The organism is Micromonospora echinospora (genome assembly GCF_014203425.1).
Taxonomy (GTDB): Bacteria; Actinomycetota; Actinomycetes; order Mycobacteriales; family Micromonosporaceae; genus Micromonospora; species Micromonospora echinospora_A.
The window spans coordinates 1027230-1040821 of the sequence record NZ_JACHJC010000001.1 but is presented as its reverse complement, the minus strand read 5'-3'; the positions used below and the strand labels follow the sequence as shown (position 1 = coordinate 1040821).

15 protein-coding genes are annotated in these 13592 nt (G+C 74.0%); 7 read left to right on the top strand and 8 right to left on the bottom strand.

Annotation, left to right across the window (positions count from 1 at the left end; genetic code table 11):
* Positions 1-28: 28 nt before the first annotated feature.
* The 3 genes from FHU28_RS04995 (at position 29) to FHU28_RS04985 (ending at position 3700) form a co-directional block, all read left to right on the top strand.
* On the top strand, positions 29-2518 hold the full coding sequence (locus tag FHU28_RS04995) for a DEAD/DEAH box helicase (protein ID WP_184681333.1): 2490 nt from the start codon (positions 29-31) through the stop codon (positions 2516-2518).
* Positions 2519-2776: 258 nt separating this feature from the next.
* Positions 2777-2983 (top strand): hypothetical protein, encoded by a 207-nt coding sequence (locus FHU28_RS04990; RefSeq protein WP_184681331.1) that lies wholly within the window; start codon positions 2777-2779, stop codon positions 2981-2983.
* Positions 2984-3121: 138 nt separating this feature from the next.
* Positions 3122-3700: an LURP-one-related family protein gene (locus FHU28_RS04985; protein ID WP_184681327.1), complete on the top strand. Its 579-nt coding sequence runs from the start codon at positions 3122-3124 to the stop codon at positions 3698-3700.
* 174 nt (positions 3701-3874) lie between these two features.
* On the opposite strand, the gene FHU28_RS04980 is transcribed toward FHU28_RS04985, so the two are convergent.
* The 7 genes from FHU28_RS04980 to ssd form a co-directional block, all read right to left on the bottom strand.
* The gene (locus FHU28_RS04980) at positions 3875-4258 is read right to left on the bottom strand and encodes an Rv3654c family TadE-like protein (RefSeq protein ID WP_184681324.1); all 384 of its coding nucleotides are present in this window, start codon (positions 4256-4258) and stop codon (positions 3875-3877) included.
* Entirely contained in the window at positions 4255-4629 is a 375-nt protein-coding gene (locus tag FHU28_RS04975; RefSeq protein ID WP_198937442.1) for a TadE family type IV pilus minor pilin, read from the bottom strand. The genes FHU28_RS04980 and FHU28_RS04975 overlap by 4 nt, the downstream gene beginning before the upstream one ends.
* A 137-nt stretch (positions 4630-4766) precedes the next feature.
* On the bottom strand, positions 4767-4934 hold the full coding sequence (locus FHU28_RS04970; RefSeq protein WP_013283643.1) for a DUF4244 domain-containing protein: 168 nt from the start codon (positions 4932-4934) through the stop codon (positions 4767-4769).
* A 23-nt stretch (positions 4935-4957) separates the two neighbouring features.
* On the bottom strand, positions 4958-5686 hold the full coding sequence (locus FHU28_RS04965) for a type II secretion system F family protein (protein ID WP_184681321.1): 729 nt from the start codon (positions 5684-5686) through the stop codon (positions 4958-4960).
* A complete protein-coding gene (locus FHU28_RS04960) occupies positions 5686-6546 on the bottom strand; it encodes a hypothetical protein (protein ID WP_311773517.1) in 861 nt (286 codons plus the stop codon). Before FHU28_RS04960 ends, FHU28_RS04965 begins: the two co-directional genes overlap by 1 nt.
* Positions 6543-7745 (bottom strand): TadA family conjugal transfer-associated ATPase, encoded by a 1203-nt coding sequence (locus FHU28_RS04955; protein ID WP_184681312.1) that lies wholly within the window; start codon positions 7743-7745, stop codon positions 6543-6545. The genes FHU28_RS04960 and FHU28_RS04955 overlap by 4 nt, the downstream gene beginning before the upstream one ends.
* A complete protein-coding gene (gene ssd / locus FHU28_RS04950) occupies positions 7742-8845 on the bottom strand; it encodes a septum site-determining protein Ssd (RefSeq protein WP_184681304.1) in 1104 nt (367 codons plus the stop codon). The genes FHU28_RS04955 and ssd overlap by 4 nt, the downstream gene beginning before the upstream one ends.
* A gap of 256 nt (positions 8846-9101) precedes the next feature.
* On the opposite strand from ssd, the gene FHU28_RS04945 reads away from it, so the two are divergent.
* From FHU28_RS04945 to FHU28_RS04935, 3 genes are all read left to right on the top strand, one after another.
* The gene (locus tag FHU28_RS04945; RefSeq protein ID WP_184681302.1) at positions 9102-9797 is read left to right on the top strand and encodes a VHL beta domain-containing protein; all 696 of its coding nucleotides are present in this window, start codon (positions 9102-9104) and stop codon (positions 9795-9797) included.
* Between the two features lie 52 nt (positions 9798-9849).
* Positions 9850-10815 carry a phosphotransferase enzyme family protein gene (locus FHU28_RS04940; RefSeq protein WP_184681299.1) on the top strand — a complete coding sequence of 322 codons (966 nt, stop codon included), beginning with the start codon at positions 9850-9852 and terminating at the stop codon, positions 10813-10815.
* A gap of 116 nt (positions 10816-10931) precedes the next feature.
* On the top strand, positions 10932-11342 hold the full coding sequence (locus FHU28_RS04935; RefSeq protein WP_311773516.1) for a hypothetical protein: 411 nt from the start codon (positions 10932-10934) through the stop codon (positions 11340-11342).
* Between the two features lie 36 nt (positions 11343-11378).
* On the opposite strand, the gene FHU28_RS04930 is transcribed toward FHU28_RS04935, so the two are convergent.
* A complete protein-coding gene (locus tag FHU28_RS04930; RefSeq protein ID WP_260412846.1) occupies positions 11379-12158 on the bottom strand; it encodes a DUF6928 family protein in 780 nt (259 codons plus the stop codon).
* 618 nt (positions 12159-12776) lie between these two features.
* Here FHU28_RS04930 and FHU28_RS04925 point away from each other — a divergent pair.
* Positions 12777-13583: an HAD family hydrolase gene (locus tag FHU28_RS04925; protein ID WP_174535058.1), complete on the top strand. Its 807-nt coding sequence runs from the start codon at positions 12777-12779 to the stop codon at positions 13581-13583.
* The last annotated feature ends 9 nt before the right edge of the window (positions 13584-13592 follow it).

Here is a 13592-nt window from a genome sequence, read left to right as displayed (position 1 = left end):
GTTCCCAATTCCGAACACCAGTGCGAGAGTGCAGGACGTGACCGACCACAGCTCCGGCCCGCGGCGTGCGCCGGGCGAGCTGCTGCGCCGGCTGCGGCTGCGTCACGCCACCGACCCGGTCACCCACGTCGAACGCGTCCCGGCCCGCGCCGGCGAGCCGGTCGGGTGGCCCGGCTGGGCACCGGAGGAACTGCGGGCGGCGTTCGCGCGGCGCGGCGTCACCGCCCCGTGGCGGCACCAGGCCGAGGCCGCCGAGCTGGCGTACGCGGGCAGTCATGTCGTGGTCGCCACCGGCACGGCGTCCGGCAAGTCACTGGCGTACCAGCTGCCGGCACTGAGCACGCTGCTCGCCGACCCGCGCGCCACCGTGCTCTACCTGGCGCCGACCAAGGCGCTCGCCGCCGACCAGCTCCGCGCCGTCGCCGGTCTCGAACTCGACGGGGTACGCCCCGCCACCTACGACGGGGACACGCCGCGCGCCGAGCGGGAGTGGATCCGCCGGCACTCCCGGTTCGTGCTGACCAACCCGGACATGCTGCACCACGGCATCCTGCCCGGCCACGCCCACTGGTCCGGGTTCCTGCGCCGCCTCGCGTACGTGGTGGTCGACGAGTGCCACACCTACCGGGGCGTGTTCGGCTCCCACGTCGCGCACGTCCTGCGGCGGTTGCGGCGGCAGTGCGCGCGCTTCGGGCGTACACCGGTGTTTCTGCTCGCGTCGGCCACGTCGGGCGACCCGGCGACGGCGGCCGGGCGGCTCACCGGCCTGCCCGTCACCGCCGTCACCGAGGACACGTCGCCGCGCGGCGGGGTGACGTTCGCGCTCTGGGAGCCGCCGCTGCTGCCGCCCACCGACTCGTCGGTTGACGCCGACCTCGTCCAGGTCCGGCGCTCGGCGCTGCGGGAGACCGCGGACCTGCTCGCCGACAGCGTGGTCGAGGGGGTGCGCACGCTCGCGTTCGTGCGGTCCCGCCGGGGCGCCGAGGTGGTCGCCGCGAACGCCCGGCGGTCGCTCGACGAGGCGGTGCCCGGCCTCGGCGAGCGGGTGGCCGCCTACCGGGCCGGCTACCTGCGCGAAGAGCGCCGCGAGCTGGAACGGGCGCTGCTGCACGGCGACCTGCTCGGGCTCGCCTCCACCAACGCGCTCGAACTCGGCGTCGACCTGGTCGGGCTGGACGCGGTGCTGATCTGCGGCTGGCCCGGCACCCGCGCGTCGCTGTGGCAGCAGGCCGGGCGGGCCGGGCGCTCCGGCGACGAGGCGCTCGCCGTGCTGGTGGCCCGCGACGACCCGCTCGACACCTACCTGGTGCACCACCCGGAGGCGCTGTTCGGGCGGCCGGTCGAGGCAACGGTGCTCGACCCGGCCAACCCGTACGTGCTCGCCCCGCAACTCGCCTGCGCCGCCCACGAGTCCCCGCTCACCCCCGCCGACCTGGACCTGTTCGGTGAAGGCGCGAAGGAGGCGGTGGACTCGCTGGTCGAGGCGGGGGCGCTACGGCAGCGGCCCACCGGCTGGTACTGGCGGCACCGGGAACGCCCCGAGGTCGACCTGCGCGGCGAGGGCGGCGCCCCGGTGTGCGTGGTGGAGGAGTCCACCGGCCGGCTGCTCGGCACCGTCGACGGCGGATCGGCGCACTTCCTGCTGCACACCGGCGCGGTCTACCTGCACCAGGGCGTCTCGTACGTGGTCGACTCGCTCGACCTGGCCGACGGGTGCGCGCTGGTGCACGCCGAGGAGCCGGACTGGTCCACCCACGCCCGCGACGTGACCTCGCTGTCGGTGGTGTCGGTCCGCTCGTACGTGGACGCCGGCCCGGTCGGGCTCTTCCTCGGCGAGGTGGACGTGACCAGCCAGGTGGTGTCGTACCAGCGGCGGCGCATCGCCACCGGCGAGGTGATCGACACCCGCCCGCTCGACCTGCCCGCGCGGGAGCTGCGCACCGTCGCGGTCTGGTTCACGCTCTCTCCCGGGTCGCTGATCGCCGCCGGTGTCGAGGCGGCCGACGTGCCGGGCGCGCTGCACGCCGCCGAGCACGCCGCCATCGGTCTGCTGCCGCTGATGGCGACCTGCGACAGGTGGGACATCGGTGGGCTCTCCACCGCCCTGCACCCGGACACCGAGGCGCCCACGGTCTTCGTCTACGACGGGCATCCCGGCGGCGCGGGTTTCGCCGAGCGGGCGTACGGCACTGCCGTCGCCTGGCTGCGCGCCACCCGGGACGCGATCGTCGAATGCGGGTGCGAGACCGGGTGCCCGTCCTGCGTCCAGTCCCCGAAGTGCGGAAACGGCAACAACCCGCTGGCGAAGCCGGAGGCGGTGAAGGTCCTCGACGTGGTGCTGGCGAACCTCGCCAAGGTCGGCGGCGCGGACCCGGGCGGCCCGGGTGAGGACCGAGGGCCAGCCGTGGGCCTGGAGGCGGGTGGCCCGGGTGCGGAGGCGGCGCGAGGCGAGGCGTTGCCCCGCCAGGGCGACCGACTGACCCGCCCGGCTCAGGCCACCGGCAGCCCACCCGCCTGACCGCCCCGCCGGTCGCTCGGGCGGACCGCCCGCGAGTTCGGGGAGGTTGCGGTATCGACGGGTGCTGGACCCCACCACTTCGCCGAGCTGGTGTTGATCAAGCTGGCTTGGAGGGCTTCGCGAGGCCCGGGGGGTCTGGTGGGTGGGACGGGTGCATGAGGCTGGGGCACTCGGGGCATTGATGTATGGGAGCGCTTCCATGCATCATTTCCGGTAGCGCAGAGGTGACCCCAGACCCGTCCCGCCGGAGGTGCCGCCATGGCCGACACGATCGCCGAGACCGTCGAGTTGCTCTACACGATCGACCAGGAAAACCTCACCCCCGACCAGCTGATAGCGCTGGGCACCGCGCTGGCCACCCTCGCTCAGGCGGAGCGGCTGGAGCAGATCAACGAGCGCCTGCGCGGCATTCATCAGGTGCTGAACACTTGGGCGATGAAGGCCACGGTCGACGGCGGTCGTTGACCTTCCGTCGCCGTTCGCCTTTTCGGGGTGGGTGCCCGGGAGCCGGAGGCCCCCGCGAGCGGTGATCCTGGCGCGAGTGGGGGTAAGCGGCGGCGGGCCTGCTGTGCGACACTCCGGCGACCCCTCGAAGGAGATCTGATGTCGCTCGACAACCTGCAGGCCCATAACCGGTTCATCGTCCGCCAGCGAATCCGGATGATGGTCAACCAGTACGAGGTGCACGCCGCGGCGCCCGACGGCTCCGAGGCCGGGCTGCTCGCGTTCGCGCAGCAGAAGCGGCTCGCCTTCAAGGAGCAGGTGACCATCTACACCGACGACTCCAAGCAGTACCCCCTTCTCGGCTTCAAGGCCCGGCAGCGGCTCGACCTCGGCGCCACCTACGACGTGACCGACCACGCCGGCAACCCGATCGGACTGTTCCGCAAGGACTTCGCGCAGTCGCTGCTGCGCTCGACGTGGCACGTCGAGCAGCCCGGGCTGCCGCCGGCCACCGGGCAGGAGCGCAGCCTGCCGGTCGCGCTGCTGCGCCGCTTCGTCGACTCGCTCTCCTGGCTGCCGTACCACTTCGACTTCATGGCCGGCGGCCAGCCGGTGTTCTCGGTCGACAAGAAGTGGGGCCTGCGTGACCGGTACGTCGTCGACATCCACCACCCGCAGATCGACCGTCGCCTGGTGATCGCGATGGCCGTCGGGCTGGACGCGCTCCAGTCCCGCTGACCCTGCGCCACCTGTTCAACCCGCCGGCCGGAGCCGGGCGCGGCAGCGATTGACGCCCCGGCTCCGGCCGCGTCAGCTGTCGGCGCCCCGCCCCGGCTCGGCCACCTCAACCTTCGGGCTTCCCGCACTGGCTTGGCCGCCTCATCCTTCGGGCTTCCTCCTGGCTCGGCCGCCTCAGCCGTCGGCGTCCCGGGCCGGCCCGGCCCGGGACGCCGCGATGGCGTACCGGGTCAGCCCGGGCAGCGGCTCGACACGTACCCGCGCCGTGACGATCAGGTCGAGCCCGTCGACCCGGCAGCCGGTCATCCGGCCCCCGTTGGCCGCGACCAGCTCGGCTGCGCGAGCGCACGCGCCCTCGACGCCGTCGAGCACCCGCCCGGCGCCGGCGAGCGCCCCGAGGTCCGCCGCGTTGCGGGCCTGGTGCCGAGCGCACCGGGCGGCCCCGAGCGCGGCGCCGAACATCCCGACCAGCACGAACACCAGCCCGATCGCGAGCAGGCACACCGTTGCTCCGCCCCGCTCGGCGGCGGTTCGGCGCGACGACCGGACGGCCGTCACGGCACCGGCCCCGGCGCGCCGGGTTCCACTGCCGCCGCCGCCTGCCCCGACACGCTCAGTCGCGGCAGCCGAGCACCGAACGTCCGGACCGGCGCCCGAACCGTCGCCGTGACCCGGTCGCCTGCCACAGTCACCGACACCTCGGCGCCGTCGGGGGCGTACCGGAGGCCGGCGACCGCGCCGGACTCGCCCCGGGCCGCGGCGAGCGCCGCCTCCCGGGCCGCGTCGACGCAGCCGACCCGGGTACCCACCGCGTTCACCGCCGTCAGCCCCGCGACGAGCAGCAGCATGAGCGCCGGCAGGCCGGCCGCCAATTCGGCGGTGAAGGAGCCCCGCTCGCACGCGACCCACGAACGTCCCCGGCGGAGCAGGCCGACCAGGGCACGCGCGACCACCCCGGCCCGGATGCCGGCGGCGTCGCGGGTCGGACCCGCTCCGGCCGGGACGCCCAGCGGGTAAGCCGGAGCGTGGAACCAGCGCCCGTGACGGCCGGCCCACCGGCGCGGAATCACTTCAGGGCCCGGTCGATGACGGCGGTCAGCGCGGACTGCACGTTGCCGGAGGTGAGCACCTTCAGCAGGATCCCGGCGAAGGCGACCGCGGCGAGCGTGCCGACGGCGTACTCGGCGGTGTTCATGCCGGCGTCACCCCGCAGGCGGGTAAGGAGTTTGCGCATGTCGGTAGTCCTTTCTCGATGGTTCACAGCACGTCGCCGAGAACGGCGACGATCACCGGCACCAGACCGGCGAGAATGAAGGCGGGCAGAAAACAGAGCCCGAGCGGCAGCACGATGAGCACGCCCGCGCGCCGGGCGGCCGCCTCGGCGGCGGTCGACCGTTCGGCGCGGAGATCGTCGGCGAGCCGGGTCAGCGCGCGAGCCAGCGCCGCGCCGCTGTTCGACGACCGGACCGCCGCCGCGACCACGGGTTCGGCCCCGGCCACGCAGCTCAGGTGCGCCCAGGCCTCGGTCGCCGTACCGCCAAGGCCCAGCGTGCGGCCCACCCGGCCGAGCCGGTCGGCGAGTGGGCCGCCGAGCACCTCGGCGACCGCCAGCACCGAACGGTCGACCGGCGCGCCCGCCCGCAGCGCGGCGGCCAGCAGGTCCGCGGCCAGCGGCAGATCGGCTGTCTCCCGCAGACGTCGGTCCCGGGCGGCGCGCGGCTCGATCCGCCGCAGCAGACGATCGGCAGCGACACCGGCCAGCAGCCCGAGGACCAGACCGGTCCAGCCGCCGACCACCACCGGCACGGCAAGCCCGGCCAGCGCCGCGCCCAGCCGTACCCGATCCGGCCACCACGCCGGGCGGGGCCGCCGGGGCGCCGGGGCCAGCCGGCGCAACCGCCGGGCCGGGCGGACCGCCGGAGCGACGACGACCAGGAGCAACGCGGCGCCGCCGAGGCACACGGCCGCCAGCACCTGACGGGACATCAGGCGGCCCGTCCCGGTGTGACGCCGAGCCGCTCCGCCCAGAGCAGCCCGCCGACCTGCAACGCGACGGCGGCCAGCGCGCTGCCGCCACCCACGGGCGTGTGCAGCAGCACCGCCACCGGGTCCACTCCGATGCCGTAGCCCAGACCGATCCCGCCCAGGGGCAGCGCGGCGAGCAACCAGGCGGTCGCCCGGGCCCCGGCGGCCTGGGCGGCGGCAGCGGCGAGCCCTCGGTCGGCGGCGCGGGCGTCGGCCTCGATCCGTTCCAGCAGGTCGGCCAGGGGCGCCCCGGTGCGATCGGCCAGCTTTCCGGCGGCTCGGGCGAGTCGCGCGACCCGACCCGGCCCGTCGTCCAGGTCGGCCGGCAGCCCGGCCCGCAGGTCGGCGGCGACGGCGGCCACCCGGTCGAGGTCGCGGCGGTGCGCGAGGGCGGCCGCCCGGTGGGTGCGCCGACGCAGCACCGCCCGCGCCGCGAGCAGGCCGTAGGTGGCCAGCGCCAGCGCCCCCACCGGACCGCCGAGCAGCGCCCCGGTCACGGCGCCGAGCAGCGCCGCCACGGGTAGCGCGCGTCGGAGGGCGAACAGCGGAGGCGCCGGCGGCCCGGCCGATCGGTCGCCGTCCACCGCGAGCGTCGCCGGGCCGTGGCCGGGTCCGGGCCGACGTGGTTCCCGAGCATGGCCCGGGGGCCGGCCGGACGACTGCGGCCCGGCGTCGAGCGGACGGCGCGGACCCCTTCCCCGCTGGGCCGAGCCACCGCCCAGGACCGCCAGTTGCCGGGCGCGACCCGCGCGTACCGGCCAGGCGACGGCTGCCGCCGCCACCGCGAGGAGCAGAGCCACCAGCCCGAGCCGGGCGGTCACGACGGTTCCGCCGCGGACACCCGGAGGATCGGCGGCACCAGCACACCCCGCTGCCGCAGCAGGGCGCCGAGCGCACGGGCCGCCGGACCGGGACCTCGCCCACGTACCCAGGCCGGAATCACAGTCACCACACGGTCGGGGCCGTCGGGCAGCAGCAGGCCGATGGAGTCCAGCACCCGTCCCTCGCCGGTCCGCCGGAGCTGGAGGACGACCTGCAACGCGGCCGCGACCTGCGCGTGCAGCGCGAGCCGGGGCAGGCCACCGAGCATCCCGAGCGCTTCCAGCCGGGCCGGGACGTCGGCCGGAGCGTTCGCATGAAGCGTCCCCGCCCCGCCGTCGTGGCCGGTGTTCAACGCGGCGAGCAGGTCCACCACCTCGGCGCCCCGGCACTCGCCCACGACCAGCCGGTCCGGCCGCATCCGCAACGCCTGCCGGACCAGATCGCCGAGCCCGACCGCCCCGGCGCCCTCGACGTTCGCGGTACGCGCCTGCAACCCGATTACGTGCGGATGCACCGGCCGCAGCTCGGCGGCGTCCTCCACCAGCACGATCCGCTCGGTGCCGGGCACCAGCCCGAGCAGCGTGTTGAGCAGCGTCGTCTTGCCGGAGCCGGTGCCGCCGCTGACCAGGTACGCGAGGCGGGCGGCCACCACTGCGGCGAGCAGCGGGGCGACCGGCCGGGCGACGGTGCCCCGATCCACCAGCTCGTCGAGGGTGAACGGGCGCTGCCGGAAGGTACGCAGCGACAGGTACGGCCCGTCGGTCGCCACCGGCGGCAGCACGGCGTGCAACCGGGTGCCGTCGGGCAGCCGCGCGTCGGCGTACGGCGCGGCGTCGTCCAGTCGGCGACCGGCCGCGGCGGTGAGGCGCTGCGCCAACCGGCGTACGTCGTCGAGCGAGCCCAGCGGCACGGCCACCTGACGCAGCCCCTGCCCCCTGTCCACCCAGACCCGTACCCCGTTCACCAGCACGTCGGTGACCTGCGGGTCGGCGAGCAGCGGCGCGAGCGGACCGGCGCCGATCAGGTCGTCGTGCACCCGGTCGGCGATCCGCAGCAGCGTGGTGTCGCCGAGCACCGCGGTCGCCGGTTCGGCGCGTACGGCCGAGACGATCGCCGCCGGCGTGACCGGCGTCGCCTCGGCGGCGAACCGGTGCCGGACCCGGACGGCCAGCTCACCGGGGTCGGCCGGCCCGGTCATGCCGCACCCGCCGCCGGCGACCCGACCAGCTCGTCCACGAGCCGCTGGCACAGGACGGCGAGCGGGCCCTTGCCGCTCGCGCCCGGTGCCTCGCCCCGCTCCAGCCCTCGGCACAGCCCTGGCTCGGGCCGCAGCGTGCCGGCGAGCGGCAGCCCCAGTGCCCGGGACACCTCGGCTGCGCGGAGCCGGCCGGGTGCCGGGCCGCGCACGATCACCGACAGGTCGACGCAGTGCGGCGCGGCGACCGCGGCGACCCGGGCCGCCGCGGCTGCCGCCCGCAGCTCGGCCGGTACGACGAGCAGCGCGCGGTCGGCGGCCTGGAGCGCGATCACCGCCGCGTCGTCGAGGTGCCGGGGCAGGTCGAGCACGACCAGGTCCCGCCCTCGACGGCCGGCGTCGACGGTGGCGGCCATCGCCTCGGCCGGCAGGTGCCGCAGGTCCCCGCGATCCCAGGAGAGCACCACGAGGTCGCCTCGGCTGGGCAGCGCGCGGACCAGCGACGGCGGGTCGACGCGCCCATCCGTGCCGGCCAGCTCGGGCCAGCGCAACCCGTCGAGCTGCTCCCACCCGAGTACGAGATCGAGGCCGCCGCCGAGCGGGTCGGCGTCCACAAGCAGCGTCCGCAGGCGCGAGCGGGCCGCGGTGACGGCGAGCCCGCCGGCCAGCACGCTGGCCCCAGCGCCACCCCGCCCGCCGAGCACCGCCACCACCCGCCCCGACGCCGGTCCCGCCGGACCGGCCCCGCATTCGGCGAACCGGTCGACCAGCCAGGGCTCGGCGGCGGGCAGCGTCGCGACGTGCTCCGCGCCGATCAGCTCGGCCAACTCCGTACCCGGATCGAGCTGGCCGGAGCGACCGACCAGGACCGTGCGGGGACGGCGGGGAAGGCGTGCCCGCAGGCAGGCCGCCGCCTGGTCGGCGCCGACCAGCACCAGCGGCGCCGGCGCCCAGCGGGCCCGGGCGGCCGCCGGGTCGGCGGCCAGCTCGACCTCGGTGCCACCGGCCGCCGCGAGCCGCAGCAGCTCGTCGAGAAGGTCGCCGTCGGAGGTGACGAGCAGAGGCAGGCGGCGGTACGGCGGGAGCGGGGTGCGCGGCGGCATGGCGGCCTCCATCGGTCGGACTCGGACGTGCCCGGCAGCCTGCCGAGTCGACGAGCCGAGCGAGGGGGATGACCGCTCGCCTGTGGACGACGGAGTGTGATGTGGACAGACCTCGGCGGAGGAGTGGATCTGCTATGTGCCGCGAGGGCGGAGGACTGAGCGCACGGTCAGCCATTGACTACGGGGATGATCAGTAACGGATAATCGGGACCCCCTCGCCGCTCTATGGACGGCACCGGCTTGCGGATTCGAGGCCATGACCGATTCGTCGCACTCCCTCGCGATTCCCCCACCTCCACGTCACGCGCTGCCCGGCGAACCGACCGGCGGCGAGGCCTGGCTGCGTGATCCTTCACCGACAGCGCTCGCCGCGATCGCGGTCGGGCTCGTGGTCGTGGTACTCGCCAGCATCGTCAGCGCCTTCGCGACGCCCCGCCGCCCCGACCTTCCGCCACCGATCGAGGGTCAGGCGATCCTGGCGTCCCCGCCGCTGCCCGAGCGGGCCACGGAGGCACCGACCGCGTCCTGGTCGCCGCCACCGGTGTCGCTCTCCAGCCGCTCCGTCCTGCCCACCCGGACAGCCGCGCCGAGCCGGGCCGCCGCTCCGACCAGGCAGCCGGCGTCGCCGAAGCCCTCACGTCCCAGGTCGAAACCGCCGGTCATCGGTCCCGGCGAGCTCAGCCCGCTGCCGCCGTCACGCGAACGGATGCTGCGTTCACACGGCGGCGGACCGGAGACGTTCATCGACTTCGTCAACACCCGGCGCGCGCCTGTCACCGTCTACTGGCTCAACTACGAGGGCCGGCGTCAGCGGTACGCGCTGCTCGAGCCCCGGCAGTCCTACCGGCAGCAGACGTACGTCGGCCATCCCTGGGTGGTCACCGACGAGCGCGGCGGCGGGCTGGTGTGTTTCGAGCCGGCCAGGCGCACCTCGCGCGCGGTGATCCGCTGACCCGACCGCAACTCGCTTGCCGGTCGGGACGCCGGCTGCGACGCTCCGGGCCGTGATCGACAAACCTGGCGTCGACGAGCGGCTGCTTTCGGCCGAGGTAGCCGCCGCCTGGTCACTGGACGGCGCCGACCTCGTGTTCCTGCCGGTCGGGCTCGACGGGAACGCCTGGGCGTACCGGGTGGACACGACCGGCGGTGGGCGGTACTTCCTGAAGCTGCGCCGCGGCGAGTTCACCCGGGCCGCCGTCGCGCTGCCCGGTTTCCTTCGCGCGCGGGGCCTCCGGCAGGTCGTCGCGCCGATCGACCTTCCGGACGGCGGCGCCGTCCACAGCTTCGAGGGCTACCGGCTGCTGCTCTACCCGTTCCATGAGGGCGGCAGTCTGTGGGCTCGCGGTCTCACCGACCGCCAGTGGATCGAGTACGGCGAGTTCCTGGGCCGGCTGCACCAGGTCACGTCGAGCGTCGAACTCGCCGCTGTCCTGCCGGTGGAGACCTACCGGCCGACCGCGGGCGAGCGGCTGCGAACGCTCGGGGGACAGGCCGCGGCGAGCGACGCCCTCGGCGCGTTCTGGAAGCGGTACGGTGCCGCGCTGCACCGGCTGGCGGACACGGTGGACGAGCTTGCGTCCGGTGTGACGCGCGCTCGGCACGTCGTCGCCCACGCCGACATCCACCCGGGCAACCTGATCGCCGACGGCGACGGTCCGCTGCACGTCGTGGACTGGGACGCGCCGATGCTCGCGCCGCGCGAGCGGGACCTGATGTTCGTCCACAGCCAGGACTTCGGCGACCACCCGATCGACGCGCACCGGGCCGCACTGTTCCGGCGAGGCTACGGGCCGGTGGAGCCGGATCAGAGGTTGCTGAGTTACTACCGCGGCGAGCGGCACCTCGACGACGTGGCCGCTTTTCTCCGCAGCATCCTCGACTCCGAGGCCAGTCCGGAGTCCCGGGCCAACGACCTGCGCTGGCTCACCCGCATCGCCGAGGCCGTCGCCGATCCCGGCTACGCGCCCTGAACAGCTACCCTGTCCGCCCTGGCGGACAGCTGACGTTGCGAGGTCACGTGTACGAGGACTCTGATCGGCAGGATTGGACGATCCGAGGTCTTCCTCTGCCCACCACGCTGGTCGACGTGCTGGAACAGGACCGTTGGCGGCACCCCGGGGACCACGTGCTTCAGAGCGTCATGCCGTGGTTCCAATACCCACTGATGTTCCCCGCCAGTCTTGACCGGATGCGGTTCGAGAACGACGCCCTGGATCTCTTCGCCGACGACGCCCCGTCGTCGCAGCTGTTTCGAGTGACCCGCGGCAACCGCATGGATCGTCCGGTCGACCTGCCGTGGCTCGACGCCGATCGTGCAGTCCCCATCGCGGTCAACCGGAACCCCGGAGACGACGTCGCCCTCGCGCTCGACTACCGCACCGATTTCGCTGACCCGAGGGTCGTCGCCAGTGACTTCTGGACCGACCCCAGCCGATGCTCCTGGCGGCTCGTGGCGCCCAGGTTCACGCAACTCCTCACGGCGCCCGGCCTCACCTGACCCGGGCATGCGCCTGCTGGTCCGCCCGTCGGCGGATCAGGAGCTGACCTCGCGCATCGTTCCGTCCGGACCCATGCGGTACATCCTCGGTGGCCCCATGGTCCGCAGTGCCTCCGCATGGGCGGCCTCGCGCGCGGCCCGCGCGTCAACGGACGGATCGGTCGCGTGAAAGCCGTGCAGATGCACGTCGTCAGGGTCGATGTCGTCGGGCGACGGACGGCCCTCGATGATGAAACCGAACAGCGCACGCAACGCTTCCTCGCCAAGGTCGAGGGGATGAAACGGCAGCGGGTACGGGTCCTGGTCGTGCCAGCCCGGGACCGGCTCGACGGAATGCTCACCGGTCCAGTACGGCAACTCGAAGTCGTACGGCTCGCCGATGTTCTCCTGGATGCCGCTGCCGGGCGACAGACTCAGTGATCTGACCAGCACGCCGTCCTCCCACACCGCGAAGCCGAGCCAGTCCACGGCCGAGTGCATCCCGTGCATGATGATTCGCCGGCCTGCTCCGGCCAGGCGCAGGTGCTCCGGCAGCTCAGACGGGCGGTCGAGCACGAGCCGTCGGTCGCAGTACAGCTCCGCCCCGGCCAGCACGGTGGCGTACGTGACGCCGTCCGGCGGGTAGACGCCGTCGAGCAAGGTGTCGTCATCGGCGGGCTCGACGACGTAGCCGGGGTGGACTCGACGCACCAACGCCTCGGCGTCGGCTCGCTCCGATTGCCTGGCGCCCCGCAGCGCCGGACGAATGTCGCCGTCAGTAAACGCCAGCAGTGCCGTTTTCGCGCCCACGTCGCTCCTTCCGCTCCCGACGATCATGTCGGCTTGGTGGTCTGTCACAAGACCCCTGAGACCGATCTGTAGCCGCACACGCCAACGGGCAGGTGCGCGCGCACGGTCGTCAGCTCGGCAGAGGTGTTCTGCACGCCCAGCGGCCCTGCATTCCTCGCACGGCCGGTTGGAAGGTTGCCTTGCATCGTTCCGGTCGAGGTACTGACCAGCCATAGCGGCGCTCGCCGAGCGCCTGGAGGCCCATGTGCCTTCTGCCGCCTCCGGCGCTGGCATCACCGCCGGGAGGTGACCTGGACGCCGGGGAGGGCCTGTGACCTGCGGTGGCACGCTCCCACCGGAAAGGGACGACCCCCGTCGGGGGGAGACGGGGGTCGTCTTGTGGTTCGGCTCCGGGGGGGTCGAGCCGAACCGACTCAGCGGTTACGGGGGGTGCAACCGCCGAGGTCGGCGGCGTCGGGAATGCGAACTCCCGTCGCGAGGACAAGCATGCCGCAGCCGACCCTTATACGTCGAGTGGTGTTCAGTCCACGCAAAGCTAATTTCTCGCACATCAGATGTGACCGCCATCACTCCTGCGGGTGCTCATCAACTTCCATGACCCTGGGCGGACGCCTCCGTGCCGCTGTCGGGCTAGACTTTCGCGCCGTGGGCCGCAGCGCCGCTTTCTTCGATCTCGACAAGACCGTCATCGCCAAATCGAGCGCCCTGGCATTCGGTCGGCCGTTCTACCGGGACGGGCTGATCACTCGGCGTGACGTGGTCAAGTCGGCGTACGCGCAGTTGATGTTCCGGCTGGGCGGCACCGACGAGCAGACCATGGCCCGCACCCGGGACTACCTGGCCACACTCTGCAAGGGCTGGCCGGTGGAACAGGTCCGCCAGATCGTCGCGGAGACGCTGCACGAGCTGATCAACCCCTATGTGTACGCCGAAGCGGCCGCTCTCATCGAGGAGCACCAGGCCGCCGGCCGGGACGTGGTGCTGGTCTCCGCGTCGGGTGACGAGATGGTCCGGCCGATCGGCGAGCTGCTCGGGATCACCGATGTGATCGCCACCCGCATGGGTGTGGTGGACGGCCGTTACAGCGGTGAGGTCGAGTTCTACGCCGCCGGTCCGAGCAAGGTCGAGGCGGTCAGCGAACTGGCCCTGGAACGGGACTACGACCTCAGCGACTCGTACGCGTACTCCGACTCGTACTCGGATCGGCCGCTGCTGGAGTGCGTGGGGCACCCGACGGTGGTCAACCCGGACCGGGCGCTGCGCAAGCTTGCGGTGGAGAACTCGTGGCCGGTGCTGGAGTTCCGGCACCCGATTCCGCTGGGCCGCCGCCTGCGTGAGCGGCCGGCCGTGCCGGTCGCGGCGGCGGCGCTCGGTGTGGGGGTCGGCGTGGCCATCGGCATCGCCTGGTACGGCCGGCACCGCCGCACCCGCGCCACCGCACCCACCGCCTGACCGGACGAC

Bases quoted from the DNA above. Each gene is read 5' to 3' on its own strand.
- FHU28_RS04990 (WP_184681331.1), top strand. From the start codon at position 2,777: ATGGCCGACACGATCGCCGAGACCGTCGAGTTGCTCTACACGATCGAC.
- FHU28_RS04985 (WP_184681327.1), top strand. From the start codon at position 3,122: ATGTCGCTCGACAACCTGCAGGCCCATAACCGGTTCATCGTCCGCCAG.
- FHU28_RS04970 (WP_013283643.1), bottom strand. From the start codon at position 4,934: ATGCGCAAACTCCTTACCCGCCTGCGGGGTGACGCCGGCATGAACACC.
- FHU28_RS04965 (WP_184681321.1), bottom strand. From the start codon at position 5,686: ATGTCCCGTCAGGTGCTGGCGGCCGTGTGCCTCGGCGGCGCCGCGTTG.
- FHU28_RS04955 (WP_184681312.1), bottom strand. From the start codon at position 7,745: ATGACCGGGCCGGCCGACCCCGGTGAGCTGGCCGTCCGGGTCCGGCAC.
- ssd (WP_184681304.1), bottom strand. From the start codon at position 8,845: ATGCCGCCGCGCACCCCGCTCCCGCCGTACCGCCGCCTGCCTCTGCTC.
- FHU28_RS04945 (WP_184681302.1), top strand. From the start codon at position 9,102: ATGACCGATTCGTCGCACTCCCTCGCGATTCCCCCACCTCCACGTCAC.
- FHU28_RS04930 (WP_260412846.1), bottom strand. From the start codon at position 12,158: ATGATCGTCGGGAGCGGAAGGAGCGACGTGGGCGCGAAAACGGCACTG.